Origin of the sequence: Orientia tsutsugamushi (genome assembly GCF_900327275.1) — a bacterium.
GTDB classification, from domain to species: domain Bacteria; phylum Pseudomonadota; class Alphaproteobacteria; order Rickettsiales; family Rickettsiaceae; genus Orientia; species Orientia tsutsugamushi.
Window position 1 is genome coordinate 1818397 of the sequence record NZ_LS398548.1, and the last position, 21277, is coordinate 1839673.

The 21277-nt window shown below is 31.0% G+C and carries 22 protein-coding genes and 4 pseudogenes; 6 read left to right on the plus strand and 20 right to left on the minus strand.

The features are described 5' to 3' along the window. Nucleotides 1-39: 39 nt before the first annotated feature. The 10 genes and pseudogenes from traW to DK405_RS13185 form a co-directional block, all read right to left on the minus strand. Nucleotides 40-699, minus strand: a complete 660-nt coding sequence (traW, locus tag DK405_RS09460) for a type-F conjugative transfer system protein TraW (RefSeq protein WP_064612759.1) — start codon at nt 697-699, stop codon at nt 40-42. Next, nucleotides 696-2822: pseudogene (locus DK405_RS09465) on the minus strand (TraG/VirB4 family ATPase). Before DK405_RS09465 ends, traW begins: the two are co-directional and overlap by 4 nt. Further along, complete coding sequence (locus tag DK405_RS09470) at nt 2731-3060, minus strand: hypothetical protein (RefSeq protein ID WP_064612758.1); 330 nt, start codon at nt 3058-3060, stop codon at nt 2731-2733. Before DK405_RS09470 ends, DK405_RS09465 begins: the two are co-directional and overlap by 92 nt. Continuing rightward, a pseudogene (locus DK405_RS15875) lies at nt 3060-4387 on the minus strand (TraB/VirB10 family protein). Before DK405_RS15875 ends, DK405_RS09470 begins: the two are co-directional and overlap by 1 nt. Nucleotides 4388-4425: 38 nt before the next feature. Then, nucleotides 4426-4756, minus strand: a pseudogene (locus tag DK405_RS09480) (hypothetical protein). A 406-nt stretch (nt 4757-5162) separates the two neighbouring features. Beyond that, nucleotides 5163-5651, minus strand: coding sequence for a hypothetical protein (locus DK405_RS09485; protein WP_064612756.1), 489 nt, complete (start codon nt 5649-5651; stop codon nt 5163-5165). Next, nucleotides 5648-6199, minus strand: coding sequence for a TraE/TraK family type IV conjugative transfer system protein (locus DK405_RS09490; RefSeq protein ID WP_045912835.1), 552 nt, complete (start codon nt 6197-6199; stop codon nt 5648-5650). Before DK405_RS09490 ends, DK405_RS09485 begins: the two co-directional genes overlap by 4 nt. After that, nucleotides 6199-6534, minus strand: a complete 336-nt coding sequence (locus DK405_RS09495; protein ID WP_045918854.1) for a hypothetical protein — start codon at nt 6532-6534, stop codon at nt 6199-6201. Before DK405_RS09495 ends, DK405_RS09490 begins: the two co-directional genes overlap by 1 nt. Before the next feature lie 129 nt (nt 6535-6663). Then, on the minus strand, nt 6664-7341 hold the full coding sequence (locus tag DK405_RS13180) for a tyrosine-type recombinase/integrase (RefSeq protein ID WP_231967693.1): 678 nt from the start codon (nt 7339-7341) through the stop codon (nt 6664-6666). 245 nt (nt 7342-7586) lie between these two features. Continuing rightward, a complete protein-coding gene (locus DK405_RS13185; RefSeq protein ID WP_174197592.1) occupies nt 7587-7895 on the minus strand; it encodes an Arm DNA-binding domain-containing protein in 309 nt (102 codons plus the stop codon). Between the two features lie 798 nt (nt 7896-8693). Between DK405_RS13185 and DK405_RS09510 the strand changes: the two genes are divergently transcribed. The 3 genes from DK405_RS09510 (at nt 8694) to DK405_RS09520 (ending at nt 10602) form a co-directional block, all read left to right on the plus strand. Continuing rightward, nucleotides 8694-9269, plus strand: a complete 576-nt coding sequence (locus tag DK405_RS09510; protein WP_109510680.1) for an HD domain-containing protein — start codon at nt 8694-8696, stop codon at nt 9267-9269. Nucleotides 9270-9306: 37 nt separating this feature from the next. Then, complete coding sequence (locus tag DK405_RS09515) at nt 9307-9951, plus strand: ankyrin repeat domain-containing protein (RefSeq protein ID WP_109510679.1); 645 nt, start codon at nt 9307-9309, stop codon at nt 9949-9951. A 102-nt stretch (nt 9952-10053) separates the two neighbouring features. Beyond that, complete coding sequence (locus DK405_RS09520; RefSeq protein WP_109510678.1) at nt 10054-10602, plus strand: hypothetical protein; 549 nt, start codon at nt 10054-10056, stop codon at nt 10600-10602. 3 nt (nt 10603-10605) lie between these two features. On the opposite strand, the gene DK405_RS09525 is transcribed toward DK405_RS09520, so the two are convergent. After that, complete coding sequence (locus DK405_RS09525) at nt 10606-11415, minus strand: DNA adenine methylase (RefSeq protein ID WP_109510672.1); 810 nt, start codon at nt 11413-11415, stop codon at nt 10606-10608. A 366-nt stretch (nt 11416-11781) separates the two neighbouring features. Between DK405_RS09525 and DK405_RS14515 the strand changes: the two genes are divergently transcribed. From DK405_RS14515 to DK405_RS09540, 3 genes are all read left to right on the plus strand, one after another. Further along, complete coding sequence (locus DK405_RS14515) at nt 11782-12510, plus strand: sensor histidine kinase (RefSeq protein ID WP_109510677.1); 729 nt, start codon at nt 11782-11784, stop codon at nt 12508-12510. A 21-nt stretch (nt 12511-12531) separates the two neighbouring features. After that, nucleotides 12532-13389 (plus strand): sensor histidine kinase, encoded by an 858-nt coding sequence (locus DK405_RS14520; protein WP_109510697.1) that lies wholly within the window; start codon nt 12532-12534, stop codon nt 13387-13389. Between the two features lie 100 nt (nt 13390-13489). Further along, a complete protein-coding gene (locus tag DK405_RS09540; RefSeq protein ID WP_109510698.1) occupies nt 13490-14065 on the plus strand; it encodes an HD domain-containing protein in 576 nt (191 codons plus the stop codon). Between the two features lie 5 nt (nt 14066-14070). On the opposite strand, the gene DK405_RS09545 is transcribed toward DK405_RS09540, so the two are convergent. The 9 genes and pseudogenes from DK405_RS09545 to ltrA form a co-directional block, all read right to left on the minus strand. Continuing rightward, entirely contained in the window at nt 14071-14598 is a 528-nt protein-coding gene (locus DK405_RS09545; protein ID WP_064612929.1) for a hypothetical protein, read from the minus strand. Nucleotides 14599-14749: 151 nt separating this feature from the next. Continuing rightward, nucleotides 14750-14992, minus strand: coding sequence for a hypothetical protein (locus DK405_RS09550; RefSeq protein ID WP_052691739.1), 243 nt, complete (start codon nt 14990-14992; stop codon nt 14750-14752). A gap of 112 nt (nt 14993-15104) precedes the next feature. Further along, nucleotides 15105-15473 carry a hypothetical protein gene (locus tag DK405_RS09555; protein ID WP_045912927.1) on the minus strand — a complete coding sequence of 123 codons (369 nt, stop codon included), beginning with the start codon at nt 15471-15473 and terminating at the stop codon, nt 15105-15107. A gap of 84 nt (nt 15474-15557) precedes the next feature. Further along, nucleotides 15558-15653: pseudogene (locus DK405_RS09560) on the minus strand (IS5/IS1182 family transposase); the annotation flags it as partial. 379 nt (nt 15654-16032) lie between these two features. Next, nucleotides 16033-17127 (minus strand): hypothetical protein, encoded by a 1095-nt coding sequence (locus tag DK405_RS13400; RefSeq protein WP_064612928.1) that lies wholly within the window; start codon nt 17125-17127, stop codon nt 16033-16035. A gap of 203 nt (nt 17128-17330) precedes the next feature. Continuing rightward, nucleotides 17331-17933: a DEAD/DEAH box helicase gene (locus DK405_RS09570; RefSeq protein WP_081420637.1), complete on the minus strand. Its 603-nt coding sequence runs from the start codon at nt 17931-17933 to the stop codon at nt 17331-17333. A gap of 122 nt (nt 17934-18055) precedes the next feature. After that, nucleotides 18056-18217, minus strand: coding sequence for a hypothetical protein (locus DK405_RS12890; RefSeq protein WP_162563012.1), 162 nt, complete (start codon nt 18215-18217; stop codon nt 18056-18058). A gap of 418 nt (nt 18218-18635) precedes the next feature. Beyond that, entirely contained in the window at nt 18636-19091 is a 456-nt protein-coding gene (locus DK405_RS09575; RefSeq protein ID WP_064613247.1) for a conjugal transfer protein TraD, read from the minus strand. A gap of 353 nt (nt 19092-19444) precedes the next feature. Beyond that, the gene (gene ltrA / locus DK405_RS09580; protein WP_109510571.1) at nt 19445-21160 is read right to left on the minus strand and encodes a group II intron reverse transcriptase/maturase; all 1716 of its coding nucleotides are present in this window, start codon (nt 21158-21160) and stop codon (nt 19445-19447) included. Nucleotides 21161-21277: the final 117 nt, after the last annotated feature.

A 21277-nucleotide genomic window follows, 5' to 3' on the forward strand; every position in this document is an offset into this window, starting at 1 on the left:
ACTATTTACAGCGTACCTCCATCGTACGTTACATGCTTTTCATAGGGTACTTACTTCGCTAATTTTAAGCACAGTGTTTTCTTGCTCTATTATGGCTGGCACAGCTTGTATTTTAAACTTCATACTCAAAAAACCCAATTGATCGAAGAATACATGCCGGCCTAATAGATTGCTTAGTTCAATAGGATTTCCATTAACTAACACTATCTTTCCTGGTCTTGATTTTGCCCAAGCAACCTGATCTTCATCATCTCCATCAATTAATATTAGTGGCTCACCCCAATATATCATCTCTAAAGGATTTATTTTAGTTCCTCCCTTTACTATTATTATACCATTTTTTGTCTTAATGTCATCCTTTTGAACATAGGTAGAATCATATATTCGCGTTTTATTTTCAGTAGCTTTACTCAAATTTTTAACTGGTACTGGTCTCATGATTTTTTGCTTCACTTTTTCCTGAAATTCCAGCTGCATTTGGTTCAACAATCCACTTTTTGATGCAGCATTAAGTTTAGCCATAATCACTTCTAGTAATGATTCCTCAATGATTGGAAAAACATGCCCTCTAGTACCATAATCCTTAATCTCAATACCTATATCAGCATTTAATAAATTGGCCCTTATATCGCTTACTTGATAAGCAACAGCAAATAAAGCAAAGAATGTGCCTATACAAATTACTACTCCTTGCTTCATGGAATTATTTTCCGCTCTCTTATCACATAATTAATTGCCTCACTGACATTCATCCCTTTAGCCATATGATCTTCTATAGCTTGATAATCTCTAGCATTCGTCGAAGTTAACAGCAGAGTAAATGGATCAATCATTAATCTGCCTACAACACCTGAAACATTAGGGCTATAAATAGCTATTTCGCTATAATACGGAGGATTTGAATGTACAGATTGCAGCAAATTCAGCTTCCAATCCTCATCAACAAACCCTGCAAGCTTTGGATTAGCTCTCATTGCCTTAAACGATTCCGAGTTTTGCTTCAAAATTATCTTATGTGATGAATTCTCAAATGCTTTTTCAGATGCGGAACCCTCTTGACGAAAGTAATCCGTGAGTTGCTGAGTAGCTAAAGCAATCGATCCATTATATTTTCGAGCTATTCTTCCAGCTTCTTCAATAAACTCTCCTGAACGCTTTCCAGCTAAGAGTTTCCAGGCTTCATCTATCATAATTAAAAATGGTCTACTTCTATCTCCTTTAACCATTGTTTGATTAATATGAACAATCATAATCTGTACAATCACAGCTAATAGCTCTGGTACAGAGCGTAGATGATCAGTTTCAATTACCACAATATCAGAGTTTAGAGATAATTGCGCCTTACCGCTAAAAAATCTTCCATGTTGACCATCTTTAGTAAAAGGAAAGAGCATATTTCCAAGCTCTTTAGCATATGATTCTTCTCTATTTGATAACCAGTCTGCAATATCGGTAATTTCAGCTTTAGCTCCCTTATTTTGCCAGACTGATATCAAAGCTCTCTGCAACATCGGTTGTTGCAAATCACTTGTTCCATACTGTGGAGCTGCCATAGTAGCTAAAATAGACGGAAAGTTAGATAAAAAATCTGATCTAGCCTCTATAGACTTTGCACTATCATCCTCTGGCACCTCTGAAAATGGATTAATAGATATAGGATTTTTCATGTCAAATTCTATGTAGCTACCGCCTAGAATCAAACATGTACGCTTAAATGATCTTCCATAATCAAGAACAAAAACCTTACCACCAACTCCTAGAACCGATAGCATTAATTCTTGCATAAAAACAGATTTTCCAGACCCTGGAACTCCAGCTATACAAAGGTTAAAGTTCTCATTTGGAGCTACCCCATGCTTATTTAATGCAGGTAATAAAGCTCCACCAAAAGGTGACCAATACATTATTTGTCCTCGTATACCAGCTAGTAACATACCTTGAGAGCTTAAATCACTTTCCATTCACCAATGATTGGTAATAATACTTTACTCTCTACAGAAACAGTTTTTATGCCTTGACCTAAGCTAGAAAGCGCTACTCCAACTCCTGCTGTTTGCAGATAATTTTCACTCTGCAGGCCTCTTTCTTGCTTCTAAGCTGATAAATATTTGATCATCATTTACATTTACACAATCATCATTCTCAAATAACGAAAAATCTCCACTTAGAATTTGTTCAGACAATATTTCATACTGGTTAATATTTGAATGTTCTTCTTCAGGCCAGCCAAATATTACTCTCAAAAACTTTAATAATTGCTGTGCATTCACATTTTCAGTACTTAATCCAATGGACCTAAACGTATCTTTTAAAGCATCTCGTCTGCGAATCATATCATCGATATTTGCATTTAAATTAGGTATAGTAACTGAAATTAACAATACTACATCCTTTATAGAACCTATTTTTTGAGCTTGATCACGTAAAAATTCTGTTCTTTTATTAGCTAACTCAATAAATATCTCTCCTTTACGATATGACTGCCAGTTGCTTAAAAAATTCTCTATATTATTACTATCAAGCATCAAGACTTGAAGGCTACTTTCACCAGGTAAATTTTCATCGCTTTTCAGAAATTCAGCAATTTCATTTTGAGCAGAAACACTAGCTTCAGCCAATGGCCATGCAAGCAATACAAAACCTATTGAACCACGATTAAAGAATAGCTGAGTCTCATCATCATATGATTCATAGACAAAGTGTTTAGAAAATCTTTCTCGATCAAAATCCTTATGTATGCTTGCGTTCACCTTGACTCTGTTTTGATTTAAATAAATTAATAAGATATTTTTTTGGTTTTTTCGGCGACTTGTTAACAACATCTACGCCTTGAACTGCTTTAGCTTGCCTGTAGCATAGAATACAACGTCTTTTTGATTTAGTTTTGGATGTTTCAACTTTCTCAAGATTATCAATATCAAAAGCGCCTTGAGCAACCATATTCTTTATTTCGTATAAAGACTTACATTTTAGCCCTTTAGGAATTTTACAATCAAAAGTACTTCTGTAAAAGAAACTGGTTAGGCTCATACAGCACAATAGCAATAATAAAAACTTCATTATAAATACTCCTCTAACTTTTGTGATTGATCGAATTTATTATGCAAATTAACTTTTTCATTGTTAGTTGATTGTGAATAAGTTAAATTATGTGGCTTCTTCTTGTGCTCAAGTAAGTCAAAACCTTTTTTAAATACAACATCGATGACTCTACCTGACGCAATAAGAACGACTGGGCTCATAGAATCAGCTCGTTTTATAGCAAAATCAGCTAGCTTATCAAAAGCATTGCTAGCTCCAGCGTAAGCTCCAGACTGAAGCGCATCTCCAATCTGAAACTCTTGTTGTTGGCCTCCAGCTACTAGGTTTAAAGTTGGTAGCATATCAGGTTTAATAGCCTTAGATTGCAGAAACTTAGCTATACTGCTAAATACTCCATTTAATGCAGCCATGCCTGCTATGTTAGACGATTTATCCACCACGATTCCTTTAATTCCAGAACGTCCGTCTTCGCCTATCAACCAGCCTTCTACCTTTTTCTCGATAATATCTCCTTGGTTATTGACTACTGAAAGAGTTTCGATGCGACATTTAGCTCTCTCTGAGGACATCTCTCCGTTACAGGATCCAATTAAAATTGCCTTTTTGATTTGATCAGTTTTATATTTATCATAAAGAATTGCTGTATCAAGCAACTGCAGAACAATTGGTTCTGGTGATGAAGAGCTGTTTGTTCCTGTGCCTACAACGACTTCAATAAGTAGGACAGCTCTAGCAGAACTACCGCTAGTAACATAGTTCTCAACATTTTTTTTGGCTCAGATTCAGCTCTCCTAAGATTGACAAATGATTGTACAGGAGCTTGCTCTGTTTTGTTATCATGTGGTGAATTTGAAATATGCTGATTAAGATCAGAACTAAATTCATCACTATCATTATTATATAAACTCTGCTTAGGCTGATTCTCCAATATCTCAAGTTTTTGGTTAAAATTATTAATTTGGGCTGTAGTTTCTAAATATCTGCTTTCTATTGCACTTTCTAATCTATCTTTTAATGTTTTGACTTCACTGAGTATTTTCTCTATCCATTTTGCTCTCAAATTTACAGCTTGTTCTACTTCAGAAATCGCTTCTCTTGACTCGCGATTTTCTGTAAAAGTTATAGATTCTTTCGTTTTACCACTTTCAGATAAAAAATATGAAACAACCATTATTGTTATTGTTATGCTTATAAAAGTTAAGGCAATTACTGGCTTTCTACGAATGATATTTGTTAATTCTGATAACTTGCTATTAGACCTAACACCAGATTCAGCCTTTAGTTTGTCATTTAGCTCTAAATCTTCTTCTTTTGTATTATCATTGTCTGAATTATCCTGTCCCACTATTCCTCCGATTTTTGAATGTTAATGTTTCTACCTTATCAATTAATTTTCATACCACCGGCAATTCACTAGATAAAAGCCTAAAATAACACCAATTGCTACCATTACTCCTGCAAGCTTTATATTCCCTCGCGCTACAGCCCAAATCGATGATAAAATAGTTGCGCTTGATATACCTATTGTTTTTAGTTTTCCACTAAAAAGTCCGTCTATTTTATTAAGCTGCCCTTCAAGAGTATCAGCTAATCCTGGCTCAAAAGAAAAAACACAAGCAGTAATTATAATTAACAGTCCTACAACTACATTATTCCACTGTATTCCAAATGTAGGTTTTAGCATATTTAGTCGAGATTTTTGATATATGAACATTGTTATTGCTTATTAGTAAATTTTGCATTATTCTCCTAGTGCTAGTGAATTCCACGTTGAATGAAATTTTACTTTGAAGAGAGTTTCAGATACCCTACCAGAACTTTAAGGCTTTGAAGTAAAAACTAGCATTTTAAGCCAGTTTTATTTTTCCTTAGTATTTCTACTTTGTTTTTTAGAAGGTTTTGCTGTTAATTCTTTTGTATTAACATCATTACTGAACAAATTGGTGAAGACACATTTGAGCCTTTAACAAATTGCATATGAACATTGTTATTGCTTATTAGTAAATTTTGCATTATTCTCCTAATGCTAGTTAATTCCATACCAGTGAAATTTTACTTTGAAGCGGTTTTAATTAATAATCTTTGTAGAACTTTAAGTCTTTGAAGTAAAAACTAGCATTTTAAGCCAGTTTTATTTTTTTCTTAGTATTTCTACTTTGTTTTTTAGAAGGTTTCGCTGTTAATTCTTTTGTATTAAGGTCATTACTGAACAAATTGTTATTGTTTTGTTTTGAATTATCCTTTTCCTCTATTTTTGTAGCAGCATTAACAAGCATTATAGGGCTTGGAGTTTTTGGAGTAAAAGTTAACATTAAATCCTGAATTGTTTTGTATTCTCCTATTACTGTTAAATAAACCTTGTTTCCTTCTTCTCGTGGAACAATAAACAAAAATCCAGACTCATGAACTACAACTTCAGATGCATTTTGAGGGTACATAAAAATATCATTAATTTTTTCATCTTTAAGATTAATTCTTGTTGGCCCACTATCAGAAATCTCAAGCTTTAGTAAATTGTCAGCTTCTAACTCATATTCTACTGCATATATATTATTAACGTTTACCAAAGCAATAAACCATATGATAAATCTCAAAAATCTAATACTCATTTTTTTATTCCATTCTCTTTAACACCAGTCAACAATAAAAGGTAATTAGGAGTTTGCTTGTAAGTCAAAAGGTAAGTCTTATCGACAGCTATATCTTTACTATCGCTAAACCAATAACGAAGCGTTCCACTAATTAATACTCCATCCTTTATCACTTCAATCTTTTTTGGAAAAAAGACTGAAGATACATTTGAGCCTTTAACAAATTGCAAATGATCATGAAAAAATTTATTTAAAGATTCAGTATTACTAGATGCCACTTTCATGTCTGCTATTTGTCTTTCTACCTCATTTGGAGAAGTAGTAAATAAGAGTTTCGTCACATAAATTGCCCATTCCTTTAAATAGGTTTCATGGTAATTTTTTGATGAAACCATCATTTTACGATCAGGCTCCATTGCTGGAATTAATAACCACTTTTCTTCTTTGGTAATTGCAGCCATTATCGCAATTATATTAGCTGCAGCTAGCAATATAGTTACTGAAAGTAAGCATTTATTATATTTAACCAGCTCTTGTATAGCATTTTGCTTAAAGAGATGATTCATTATTTGCCAACTTTTTTGCCCAGCAATCTTGAATATCCTAATGGAGCTGGCAATAAACCTTTAGCTACTAAAAAACTTTTTAGCAAAAAATTCTCCGATACCTTCTTAAATTTCTTAAAGCAATAACATAGAGCAATTCCTCCAACCATAAATGCTAGGCCTAATTTAGCATGCCTGCTGTTTAGTAGTACAATTCCTGGAGCTACTCCAGCTAGCACTACTCCCCATTCATCAATGCTCAAACCCATATACTTCAATGGCCTCGATAATGCCCAACATAATTTTTGATTTTGCATAATCACCTTTAGCCCCAATTGTAGCATGAGATTTCTCATTCTACTACTATAATGTTTAAATTAGCTAAATATCTTCAAACATAGATTTTACCTGCAATAATTAGTTTACATACATGCATGCATGTGCGACATGAAGTCGCACTATTCTTACCACAACGTTTATATCAGTCAGATAGTATTATAAATATTATAATTTTCAGCACATTCCCTAATTATTTTTGTAGCCTTAGACATATACTGTCGCACTAACTCCATACAAGCTATAGTATAATGCATTGTTGAGTTTGAATTCATATGATTCAATGCTGCACGAATTATATAATGACCTGCACCTATATCTGACAGACAACTTGCAAACGTCCTTCTTAGATCGTGTATCTTGAAATTTTTTATGCAAGCCTTTTTACAAATCCTATTCCATGCTTCATATGGCTGTTCTAAGTGTCCGCTTTTGCTATTATCACTTGGTAGCACCCATTTACTTGTAGATGTTAATTTCCTTGCTTGCAATATTTTTATCATCTCATTTGTTAATGGTATATTTTGCGCCTTTCCGTTCTTAGTTTTTGGTATATGCCATATTTTTCTTACAAAATCTATATTGTCCCATTCCATCTCCAACACATTACTTTTTCTAGCTCCAGTATATAACCCTAATAATGCAAAATCTCTTATCAACGTATTTTTTTCTCCACATAATACTTGTAAAAATCTACCAATTTCATCGTAACTTAGACGTCTTTCTCTTGCTTGCAGTTTATGCAGCTCTATCCCTAGAGTAGGATTGTTTTCTATTAATCCCCATTTTTTTGCCTTATTAAATATAGTGCGTAAGGTTGCTAGCAATGCATTTGCTGTGGCATATTTTCCCTCTTTGCTGATATCATTGAATATTTGTTCAATATCATTACTTTTAATATCACTTATCTTTTTTAAAATAACAGTTTCCCATAATTATGTATTCTTGCAGTATCTTTCTGCAAGTTTATAGTATATATTTTGGTATACTCTTCAATATACTTATAACACAGCTCTTTGAATGTAATCTCTTGTCTTTCTTTTATACGATTCTCATTTTCTTCTATCTGTTGTTAACATTTTACTTCTCTTGAATCTATTCCGTTCGCCATTAATGTCTTTAATTCTATTGCTTTTTTTGTAGCTTCTTTAATAGATACATATGGAAATTCTCCTATCCTTATTTTTAAACTCTGGTTTTTAAATTTTTGTTCTAAAACCCATGTTTTTCTTACTCTTCCTCCACAGACTACACATGAGATTTTCAGTTTAAGTCCTATTATATATGGATGGTGGATAATTAATAATTTTTCTCCCTTAGGAATTTTAATGTTATTTAATGACCGCTTTGTAAACTTTGATGATGATGATATTAAAGGCATAATTACCCCACATAATATTAATGTTGATATTATTAATATATATTACGTTTTATTAAACATTTGATATAAATTATGCTTTTTTTGATATCAAATTTTTTATACTAATTTGTTCATAATACATATAACTTGAAAATCACTTATCAATCCCAGGTTGTATATATTTTTCGATCATTAGATTAACCTCTAGATTGAAAACTGGCCCACAATTTCCTAAATTTTCTTTCAACCTCCTTTCAACCTTTTGCTTTAATTTTTTTGTTATATTGACAAATATTGCAAATATGTTTATAGTTAAGGTTGAAGCTTGATTAAAAATATTAATAAAAGTTAACACAAGTTAATAGTAGGTTCTATAAAGTGTAGAAGTTAATAAAAATTAACTTTTCTTCTTCCTTATACTTGCTCTGCCTTTGCACCTTTACCTATAGAATATCTTATTAATAAAAAGATATTTATTAAGGCTCTAACAAGCTTTGCGAATAGCTATATCAAATCAAATTTTAAGCTCATTCTAGAGCGTGCTTTTGAAGCTCAAGGGTTTTCGTTTGAATTAGTTCAGTGTAAGTAAACTTAAGGGTAATATGAATGAAAAAATGCTTGTCCAAAAAAAAATTACAGCAAAATTTTACTCATTAACACCAGAGATATGCAACTCAAGATTGGTTTTTGGCATCGTGATAACTGAATTCAAAAAAATTATAATTTAATTTGCTTCTTTTCCAGTTTTTATCTGGGATTGGAGTATACAAAAAGTTTAAATTATGGTATAATTTATTAATAACTATTTAGAGGTGGAAAATGATAGATTTTTATAGTGAGAGCTTAATAAATAAGCTGTTCAGAACCAACATAAGATTTAACACCAACATTGATCTTGATAAAGTTGAAAGAGCAATAAAATATGCTAAAAAATATCATGGCCAGCAAAAGAGAGATACTGGAGAACTCTACTACACACATCCATTAGAAGTAGCCTACATGGTATCAGACTACAGCTTTGAAACAGATACAATTATTACTGCAACACTACATGATACACTTGAAGACACAAAACTAACTAAAGAAAGAATAAGGTACGAATTTGGCGCTAATATTGCAGAACAGGTTTCAGACCTTACCAGAGTTAGGGATAATAAGAAAATCAGTGCTATGGAAATGATACAAATATTACGCAGCCAAAATAAAACAGAACTATTACTGATCAAACTTTTTGATAGATTCCATAATATTACAACTATATTCATCAAACCTCCTCACAAAAGGCAAGAAATAATATTTGAAACTCAGCAAGAATTTATAGCTCTTGCTGAATACCTTAAACTACCAGAGATTGGAGAACGCTTAAGCGAATATTGTAAACTTCATGCTAGTTAAAATGTAGCAAATAATTGAGAATGAAGCGATTAAATATATGATATTCAAATCTAAGGCTAAATATTCCTTACGTAGCGCTATTCAAGATGGTGATATTAAAAAAGTACAGCAGCTTATTAATAATGATAGTACACTTGTCAATTCAAAATATAAAGATGGTACTACAGCTTTATCTGTGGCTTTGAAATATAAGAATCTACCTATTGCCGAGATTTTACTAAGCAATGGAGCTAACGTAAACGCACAAGATAATGATGGGCACACTGCTTTACATCTTGTTGTTGAAACAATTCAAGTATATTATGAATTTTTCGAAAAATATCCTACCTATTGCAATGATCATATAGCATTACTGCTAAAATATAATGCTGATGTAAATATCGAGAATAATCAAGGTAATACACCTTTATCTGATGCTGTTGAATGCAGATGTATAGAACCTTTAGCAATTATGCTAAAACATAATTCTACTGGTATTAATAAAAAATATGATGAAGGAGAAACACTACTACATATTGCTGTTCGTAATAAAATCATAGATATTATACAGCTTTTGATTGATTATGGTGCTGATATTGATGCAAAAGATGATAATGGCATGACTACTATAGATTATGCTGCTAAAAGCGGTAATGCAGATATATTCAACTTTCTAACGGAGCAATTGGTCCCATGGTATTAGGTTTCAACAGATAGCTAATATGTTAATGCTAATAAAGAAAGTTGACGCAGAATACAATTAATATTAAGCTTCATAAAAATATTGTAATTAGATAGAACTGCTATGAGTATTTTGAAATCACCTTTACAACTGTGTTATGCAGTTATGTTAGCATTCGTTGTATTATCTTCACCATCGATATGTACAGCGAATAATAATGTAAACTTCAATGCTTTCAAAGATAGTATTGATACTTCACAATTCTATATAAAATTTTCAACTGGTATTGCTACTAACTACGACACATTAGAAGCTGGAGTTGGTTATAGATTAGATCGGCACAGAATGGATGTAAGATTAGGATTTATGTGTCATCACAACTGTAGAGATAACTTTGTTCAAGGAAATTATTATTATAATATAATTGAAGGTAACAAAGCATCAATTTTTGTTACAGGTGGCCTAGTATCAGTTTTCAATGGTGATAGCGGTACTGGTATAGACTTAGGAGTTGGTACAACAATAAACTTATCAAGAGATACATATTTAGACGGAGTTGGTACAACAATAAATTTATCAAGAGATACATATTTAGACATTGAATGTAGCACAATTGCTAACTATAGACCACTTCCTATTCATATACGATTTGGATTGCGGGTTCACATTTAATAACTAGCAAGTTTTATAGTTAGTAATGATTAGCTCATTAACAGGATTGCGTTGTTCATTGATTGAGTATACGACTGTAACGGTATTGATATTAAAATCTTTGTATAAGTCTCTAATAAAGGCAGTATTATTATTTGAGATCATAATCTTAACACCTTTATTTGTTAATTCTTGGACAAAATCCCGTAATCTAATTTGATCTTTTTCATCAAATGGAAGACTATTATAGAACTGTTCTCCAGATTTATGGTAAGGAGGATCGAAATAAACAAAGTCATTTTGTTGAGGCTCTATAAATGAAAAATCTGTAGCATAAATTGATACACCATGTAAAAGGTTGCTGCATTGGTTTATTCTAGATGCAATGTGGAGTTTAATGTAGCATTCACCAGAAAATGTTTGAGCAGATTGTCCGTTTTTGTAGACTCTATAAATTCCCCTAAAAGAGTATTTATTAAGATATATAAATTTTGCGGTAATCTCATTCGGATTATTACTATATTTGTTTTTAACTTTATAATAATAATCCTTCGAATGATGTTTGTGATATAAACTCAGTAATCTATTGACCTCATTAGGATTATTTTTAACAGCATTATAGCTAGTAATTAAATCAAGATTGATGTCAGACAAAAAACATTGTTTAAAAAGATGCCTAACTTGAAAAAATAAAGCACCGCCACCAAGGAATGGTTCATAGTAATTATAGTGTGGACCTTGAGGAAGATGTTCTATTAATTTATTAACAATTCTTCGTTTACTACCAATCCAATGAAGGAAAGGCTTAGACTTATTAGCAACAGCTACTGACACATGAAGTTTAATTAATTTATGTTAGTTGAATCTCTATTGAGATTATACCAGAAAACAGCTTGTAGTGCTAGTAATAATAACGCTTACAAGGCTCTTTATGCATCCTTTTTGAATAAGATTTATTATAACCATAAGCAAGGAATGTGATAATTTCGCATCAACATTAGATTATTATGCAAAAATTTAACCTAAAAATTAAAAGATTTTAATAGACTAATAAAAATTATAATGCTACTCTATACCTTATATTATCTAGGTTTCAAAACTTTGATGATAATGATCTGAAGATTAAATAAAACAAAGGGTTGAACTTTTGGAATTAATCTTCAGAAACCATTTTTTAAACAAAAACAGTAGGGGAATTCTATGCCTATTCAAGACGAAGGTCAAAATAAAATCAATAAATTAACCGAAAAATTATCTACAGAGGGAATTAATAGCACAACAATAAAACAGATAGACGCTGAATTGCAAAAACTATACTTTCAGCTAGAGGAATCTGAGCAAGTAAGCATAAATTGCATAGAGTGGATACAATATTTTAGGCTAATAGTAAATAACTACGACAGAAAAAAAGTAAATATAATAGCTTCTCTAAATGGAATGATTTTTTTATTTAGACAATACATAGCATCAACGAATGTAAGAATTGAAACATTTAACATAGAATCGCTAATAAATAATACCGTTATCAGAATGAGGGAACATTTTGAAAATGAGAATATAAATCTAAATGTTCAAAATGACATAAAGCCGATTCTGATTGGAGACAGTTTCAGAATAAAAGCAGTAATAAGCCAGTTAATTGGTAGTGCGGTTATAAATAGTAGCAAGAATAGCAAGATTATTGTCAACATCAATCAGAATTCAGAAATATTACAATTTATAGTACAAAACATAGGACTAAGCACTTCTAAAGAAAAATTAGAAAGAATAAATGCTGAACTAGAGAATACGAATTTGGTAATGTATCAAGAACTAGGAGAAGGATTAGCATTTATAAAACATCTTACACATCAGATGAAAGGAAATCTACGAGTTAAAGAGCAAAATAATTATGTAACTTTTTCATTTGATGTACCAACAATAGTTTGAATTATTCTTTAGGAGAATGCTATGAAAGAAAAGAAGAAAACAATTAACAAATGGATGGTACAAATTCCTCCAATAGCAATTACGTTGATGAATGGAGAGAGTGAGAATATCGATGAATATATGGAAATAATAACAAAGCTAAGAAAAGCGAAGTATCAGGTCGAGGTAGCTGAATCATTGAAAGAATATTGTACATATTTAATACAGGAGATTAAATATAGATTTAATATTGCAACGAGTGAAATTGTAAGGCTTGCAAGCGAGATCATGTTAAATGATTCGGAAAACAAAGATAAGCTGGAAACAATATTAAATCGATCAGCAAATCTCCAAGAATACTGTAACGATGTAGTTTACACGCTTAGAAGCGAAATTGAGAATGAAAATTTATGTTTAAAAAAATTTAGCATACAAAAGCTAGTAAAAAATGCCGTCAGGAGACTAGAAGACATTGCAAAAGAGAAAGATATAAAAATCAATTACAATTTTCAGTACAAAATGAAGGATATTGTGATTGGAAATAGTGATCACTTACAAGCTATATTAAGTCAATTAATAGGAAGCGTCATTAGATTTAATCACAGCTGCCAGGTTATAATTACAGTTCATTTGTTTACTATAAAAAATTATATAAAAAGCGATAACATACTACAATTTAGAATACATGATACAGGAAGCGGTATTTCAAAAGAAAAATTAGGGAATATAAAAGCTAAATTAGCTGATTTTGAGTTGGTACGAGACTATCCGCTAATGCTTGAATCAGGATTATGGTTTGTAAATTACCTTATTAATCAACTTAATGGAGAAATGGAAATAGAAAGCGAAAAAGACAAGTTTACAACCATTACTTGCAATATTCCAGTACAACTTTTTTAATCAAATTAATTCGCTTCTTTCACACTTTTTATCTGAGACTGAAGTATATAAAAAGTTTAATTTATTGTATAATTTATTAAAGATTATTTAGAGATGAAAAATGATAGACTTTTATAGCGAAAGCTTACTAAATAAGCTGTTTGAAACCAACGTAAGATTTGACACTAAAATTGATCTTGATAAAGTTGAAAAAGCAATATTTTATGCCCAAAAATATCATGGTCAGCAAAAGAGAGATACAGGAGAACTATACTACACACATCCATTAGAAGTAGCTTATATGGTATCAGACTACAGCTTTGAAACAGATACGATTATTACAGCAATACTACATGATACTATCGAAGACACAACACTAACCAAAGAAAAGATTGTTAAGGTATTCGGTAGAAAAATTGCGGAACAGGTTTCAGATCTCACCAGGATTAAGGATAATAAAAAAATTAGTTCTAGAGAGATGATTCAAACATTATATAACCGAAATAAAACAGAACTATTATTAATTAAGCTTTTCGACCGATTCCATAATATTCAGACTGTATCAATAAAACCTTATGAAAAAAGACAAGAAATCATACTAGAAACTCAGCAAGAATTTATACCTCTTGCTGAATATCTTAAATTACAAGAAATTGCTATAGAGCTAAATAAATACTGTAAGCTGTATGCTACCTAGCTTTTCTACAAAATCACACAAGCTGAGATAGAGTTTACTGCTTCAAAAACCATTCCAGCACATGATATATCTAAATCTTCATCGTTTGGTTTATGATTTATAAACTCTATAAAGCCATCTGTATCTAAAATACTAATGTTATTATCAGTAAATCTTTCATCATGCTTAAGTTCTTCTAATTCTTTTTGAATATCATAATTCAAAGCATTAAATACAATAGTTGCCCCTTTATTACCAAGTATAAAGCCTTTCCTACAGTTCAGTAATGCATATACTCTATTGCTTGGTGTTTCTTGTATGTCGTAAGGATGGTAAAATATTGAAATATATAAGTTATCTCTCTTAACTGTATGGGCTTTTATATTTGAATAATTATCACATCCATTAATAATATCAGAATATATATTTTCATCATATCCAACTAAGATTACGGTCTTATTATTCTCTTTTAAGAGAAAATCTATAGTTGGCTTAATTATTTTAGTTTGATTAACCATGCCAGATGTAGCTTGGCCAGAATTATCATTATACATAACCACCCCCTTAAGAAAATTAGATTGTATACTGTCTATAAAATATATTAGCTATGTTATCAAGTGCTAATGATCTATTCTAGCTAAAGAATTAAAAATTGAACCTCCAAAACAACTTTTCTGAATTATTCTTGATATCTAGTTTTTAATATTATATGAAGAAATTAAGTCTCCAACTATGATGTTCTATATCTGAGTAAAACTCTATACCTCTACTATTAGCAAACTCTCTTGCTAACTCTGGCGCAAATATATATATTCCTACTTTATACTTAACTCTTGCTAATAAATATTTTCCCATACAGTTTTCTTTAAAGATTAAATTTTTTATATTCCAGCTTTCTTCGTGTTCAACTTCTATCATAGTTTTATCCTTATCAATTGCATCTATCAATGGTATTACATGTAATACGTAATAGTCATGATTTTACCAAATACTTCTGCTCTTACTTTATATAATATTTTTTGGGTTATATATTCCTGACAATTCTCTATTAATTCTGATTTTACACCGCTATAAATAGTTCTACATCTTTACAAGCTTGATATGTATTGAAACTTGCTTGGGTTAATAAATTACCACTTAATATTCCAGTAGATTTTAAAATACTTGCAATAGATTGTGCTTCTCCTTGTAGTCCAATTTGTTGTAGCAATTGTTGCAGCTTCATTTGAAAAACATATACTAAGTTTGTATTTTGTGTACGATATAGTGAGTCTATTTTATTACTTAATGTCTTTGAAAGATTATTGATTACTTTATCTATTTCGAACCATGCATGTGCTGAATCTGCGAATTTAGTAGCAATTCCTATAGCAGTAACAATATGATGTTGAGATTGAGAAAGGACTGTATCTATTCCAGCATTTAGCATCTCCCTAAGTATATTACGATTATCTTGAATTAAAGTAGAAATAATTAGAGCAAAAACTGTTAAATAGACATCTTTCGAAACTGGTTAAGGTAGTTCAAAATTATAAATGCCAGAGATCAAATTAAATCTAAGACCGAATCTTTTACGTCTATTTCGATATTTGTAAGCAATAATTTTGAACTACTTTAACCAGTTTCGAAAGATGTCTAATATATATTTCTAAGTTAAGATTGTATCTAATGTATGAAAAGATATAGCTAAGCATTGTCCTTTTTTAAGACCTTTTCGATTATACATTTCATACTTTCTATTATCATAAACTAGCATTTATATATCTCTTGCTAAGACTTTCTGCTTAATAGCAAGAAAAAATGTTCAACATTATACATAAAGGTTAAAGACGCTGTAATACTTCTCTTACTAGAGTTTGATATATTTTCTTATATCAAACTCTCTGGTTAATAGCTACTTAAATTTTTCTACAGTTGCTTTTAGGATTTGTAAACCTATTGTTTTCACTTTCAACAAAGAAATAACTTTGATGTTGCCTTAAAGCTTTCTACATTCTACTTTCTGTAGTACAAGCAATGTCTCCTATAGATTCTACATTAGAACTTGTATTTAAGTGATCTACATCTGTGTCTATAGATAAGTTTGTAATTAACTCATCTACTTTATCATCTTGACTATTACTTAACTCATTTTTAATGGAAGTACTTTGTGATTCACTATTCTCCGGCATCCAACTATGATCATATGTAATGATAACATTTCCTCCATTAGTCTGAAATCCAAATGTTTTTTCGCGGAATAGCAGTTTTAGTTTATCATATGCATCGTTATCATTACAGACCTTCTTAAGTTCTGTTATATAATTATCATTTAATTCAGTAGAACATATTATATTAGATATAATATAATATATATAATGTGGAGCTCTCATAAATACTGAAGAATGTTTTTGTATAAATCTGTTCTTAACTTCATCATAAATTTCTAGAAGTTTAATTCTACCTGGCTCACTAACAGCTATTATAGCATTTTCAAAGTCTGTTATTCCTTCATAATCATAACTTTTGCCATCATTCTCAGCAAATAAGATTCCTTGCTCAGCCTTAACCTCTCCGATTTTTTTATTTTCCTTAGGCAGAATGTCAAAATCAAAATAAATTAGTGGAGATTCTAGCGCTACAAGTGTGAATATACGCATAGCATCTATTTCAATACTAAATGGAAATCTTTCTTCTGGTGCAAGAGAGTATAACTTACTGTAATATTCAGATATGGTATCAGATATGGGGCATTTATAGCATCTATACTTTTCCAAAAAAGATTTAGATTGAATAAGATTAAATTTATTAAAATCTAATTTATTAAAATCTATTAATTCTATGTTACTATGTGGATTAAACTCTTTATTAGATATTTTATCTTCTAATTCTTTATATTGTTCAGTAGTAAATCCTGATCCATTTATTACCAATTTTATTAAGCGTTGATCTTCTGTTTTTGCCCATGTACTTAATCTACTTAAATAATGCTCTGGAATTGAAGATCCATAATTCCTTGAAAGCCATATAAATAATAAAGATGTATCATCTCTAAATGTATATTCACTTCCACGTTCAATCTCTTGTCCATTGTAGCATGACATTGTTCTTTCCTATAATATTAAATTATTTTAAAAATTATTATATAAATATTAAATATATTAAGAATTAGTATATATATATTAACTATATGTGTGTCAAGCAGTTTTTATAGTAAATGTATAATTTATTTGTATATAATTGATGTCATATAGCTTAAATTAATCCAAGTTTGATAATTTATAAGTAATATCTAGTGCAGATGCCATTAGTTTGCACAAAATGCATTTGCTACTCCGCATAATATAGGTGCTATATGCTCCATTCCAGGCATAGATCGCGCTAATCTCGCTGTTTGATCAAGTTCGTCAATTAGCATGCTATCCACTTCGTCTACAATTACTACTCCAAATTCTCTATCACCTCGTGTACCATATTTCTTATGTTCATGCCTTAACCAATCGAACTGAAATTCATGTATTGGACCATAGACTATGTCTTTTGAGTAGCATATCTTTTCTTGTCCATCAAATGGATCTTCAACATTCGAACCACAACTTAGACCTAGTATATTAAAAAAGCCCTCTTTTTCATTTGCATCTCTTTGTGCTAAAACTGAAGAAGTAGTAACTATATCAACTTTATTTCCTTGTAATGCCTTGATAGCTGCTAGCATTGCACAAGTTGTAGATTTTCCTTCTCCAGTACCTATTTGTAATAATGTTCCTGTATCTTGTAATGACTCAAATATTAAAACTGATAAAATTTGTGTAATCCTTGGTATATTATTGCAATGATGTATGTTTGCTCTCTTTACTATCGCAATAGCTTCTTCCAAAAAGTTTTGAGATAATAACTGAGATTCTCTTATTTCTTTTGACCAGTTTTTTTTATATTATTCTCACTCCAAGAGTTAATCTCTTTTCCTTGAGGACACACTTTTGAATCATGGTTATAAGCTTCTTCTACCCTTTTAAACTTATCTTTTAAAATTCATCTAGTTGCTAAATCATGAATTTTACCAGAATTACTATTTAATATTTCTTGTATTATCTCATCTAAACTTAAATCTTTATCTAACTCTTGAGGATTAATATTCTCCAGCGAACTGAATTCATCATCACTTAATGGTAACATTCCATCATCAGTATTCATATCATACCTTTAGTTAGAGTGCTAAATTACTGATGGTATTATTTAGTTATAGTAACGTTACAGTCAAAAGAAATAAAATTGCTACTAAATACTAATTGAAAGGCTTGGCATGCTTCATTAGTATTGATTCTGCTTTAGATTTATTACTATATAACTAACAATACTCATTAATAATCACCTAATTTGATTGCTATTAGTTAGCCGTAACACTATTTATAAAATATTGTCAACTACTCTATTATTTCGTTTTTGGTTGTATATTAACAAGTAGTAGGTACTAGAGCTATTTCCTATAAAAGGTATAGTTAAGCAAAGGCACTGTGTTTTTTATACACATTTCCATTGTAATAAAACATAACGTACAGATTCTCAAATTACGCTTTCCTGATAACTTCCTATCATTAAATATTTTTAAAATCTAAGACACAAGCTCAAGTTTATACTGAACATTTAGGAGGACATTCTTTAAGGCCTCAATGTCCTTAACATGGCCGCACCATTCTTGACGAAAACTGTTCCATTTTAAGCCATGAAGGCGAATGTGGCGCTTAGTGTTTTCGTCTGGTTCAGAGATGAATTTTAAAATCACAGCCGCTTTATTTTGCTGTTCTTTATCAAAAATATCTTTACCTATTGTAGTCCAATGATCCTGAACATTTGGATGTTGTGTTAAAGTTTCTTTTAGTGAAACAATTGCACCAAATAAAGTATTTGCTGATAAGTGATCAAGATTAGCTTTAGCAACTAATCCACCCATTTCGATAAGACGTCGAGTACGCATTTTACGTTCTTTAATTTTAAGGTTAACTTCATCCATGATTAGCTTAGCCTTTTTTTGCTGAAGAGTAATTTTTTGCTGCATAAGATTTGCCATGTTAGTAATTCAGAAAGATAAAAAAATCAGGCAAGAATATATCAAAATAAAATCCCAGTAAAGAAAAAAACCGCGCCTACCAAACCAACATCAAATAATTATAGTCAAAAAAACGTGAATTCAGGTTAGAAGCTTCATTATACCTCTTTCGAAACTGGTTAACGTAGTTCAAAATTATTACTGATAAATATCCAAATAGACGTAAAAGATTCTGTTTTTGATTTAATTTGATCTCTGGCATTTATAATTTTGAACTACGTTAACCAGTTTCGAAAGAGGTATATTAAAGAATAAGCTTAAGCGGGTAGGTAAGCGCAGAAGCGCTTTTCCTCCCAAAGAACCGTACAAGCGAATTACTCCGCATACGGCTCAAGCAATTTACAAACAGCTGCAATAAGTTGTCCGCGATTACTGTGTACTTGTCGATGGCAGTTTTCATGCAATAAGCACAAATTGTTAATATGGTCAGTGCCACCACATCTTATAGGTGTTATATGATGTACATGAACACTTTCACCATTATCTATTAAATCAAAACAAACAAGACATTTACCCTTTTGTCTACGCCAAAGAATCTGCCTAGATTTAAACAAATACTTAGGGCTATCAGCCTGACGTTTATGCCAATATTCTCTAAGTTTTGAATTATCAGGAGAAGATTTACCTTTAACAAGAATATGTCGTTTAATCGTTGTCCATTGTAATTTCCATAGATATAGATCTTTATTCATAAAGACCCAATTATCATTTCTGCCTTTAATGCGACCCCAATACTTTTTCTTAAGCCATTCCCAGGATTTTTTAGGATGTTTTCTACATGCAAATCTTGCTTGTCGAATCCACATCCAACAGTCTAAATTGGAAAAAATTTTCTTGGACACAACTTTGTTGAAATAACTGCACCATCCAAATATTTTAGAATTTAGATTATCAATTATTCTATCAATATTCCATGAGAAACTTTTTTTCCATTCTATTGACATTCGTTTTTTAAACGACTTTATAGAGTCTTTAGACGGTTTAACTAGTAGAGCTACACCTCTTCTTGTACTATTGGTTTTATATTGTCGAATATTAAATCCAAGGAAATCAAAACCTTCATTAATATGAAGTATCCTGGTTTTTTCCTTTGACAATTCTAAGCCTCTAATACTTAACCAATCATTAATAATACTTTTGGCTCTGATACATGAGCTTTCTGACTTAGCGCAAACGACAAAATCATCAGCGTATCTCACTAAAGCATATTCGGATTTAGAATATAGGTGATCATACTTATTATAGATAATATTAAGTATATCACTCATTCCATGAAGAGTTATGTTTAAAAGTAATGGAGAAATTAATCCACCTTGTGGAGTACCAGCTGTTGTTTTGATAATTTGATAATCCTGCATTACACCAGATTTAAGCCATGCTTGAATCCAATTACGAGCAGGGAAATTTCCTATAATTTTCAAAAGAAAATTATGATCAATATTATCAAATGCTCCTTTAATATCAGCATCTAATATCCAATTTCTATTGGTTCCATGTCGAATAATACCAGATATTCTCTGTATTGCATCGTGAGCGCTACGTCCAGGTCTAAAGCCATAGCTGCAACCTTCAAACTTAGCTTCCCAATATGGTTCAAGTGCTGATTTTACAACAGCCTGTCTACACCTATCCAAAATAGTTGGCAAGCCTAAAGGTCTAGATTCGCCATTACTTTTTGGTATGTATACACGCTTAATCGGTTTTACAGATGATAGATTATTATCTGCTAACTTTTCCATCAACAGACTCCTTTCTTTATCTGTCTTAACAACTATTTTATCAATTCCAGGACTTTTTCGTCCTTTGTTGATTTGAGTAACACGTCTTATAGCAAGTAACCTATTTGCTCTTGATTTTAACATCAATCTTTGTAAGTTACGTACTAACTTCATATTACCATTTGCAGATGCCCTATAAATACGTCTACGAAGATTATTAACCTTTTGTATAATTTCTTTCCAGTCTATTGAATGCCAATAGATTTTCTTGAAATTATCTTTAGTCTCAATTGTTACATTTGCGTTTAGCATCCAACTTTTCCAATTAATTCATAATCTTGTTTACCTATTTAGGGTAAATCACCAGTCTTAAGTTAGCATCATTTCTGATTAGCATATAAATGCCTATACACTCAGTTATTAATTTCT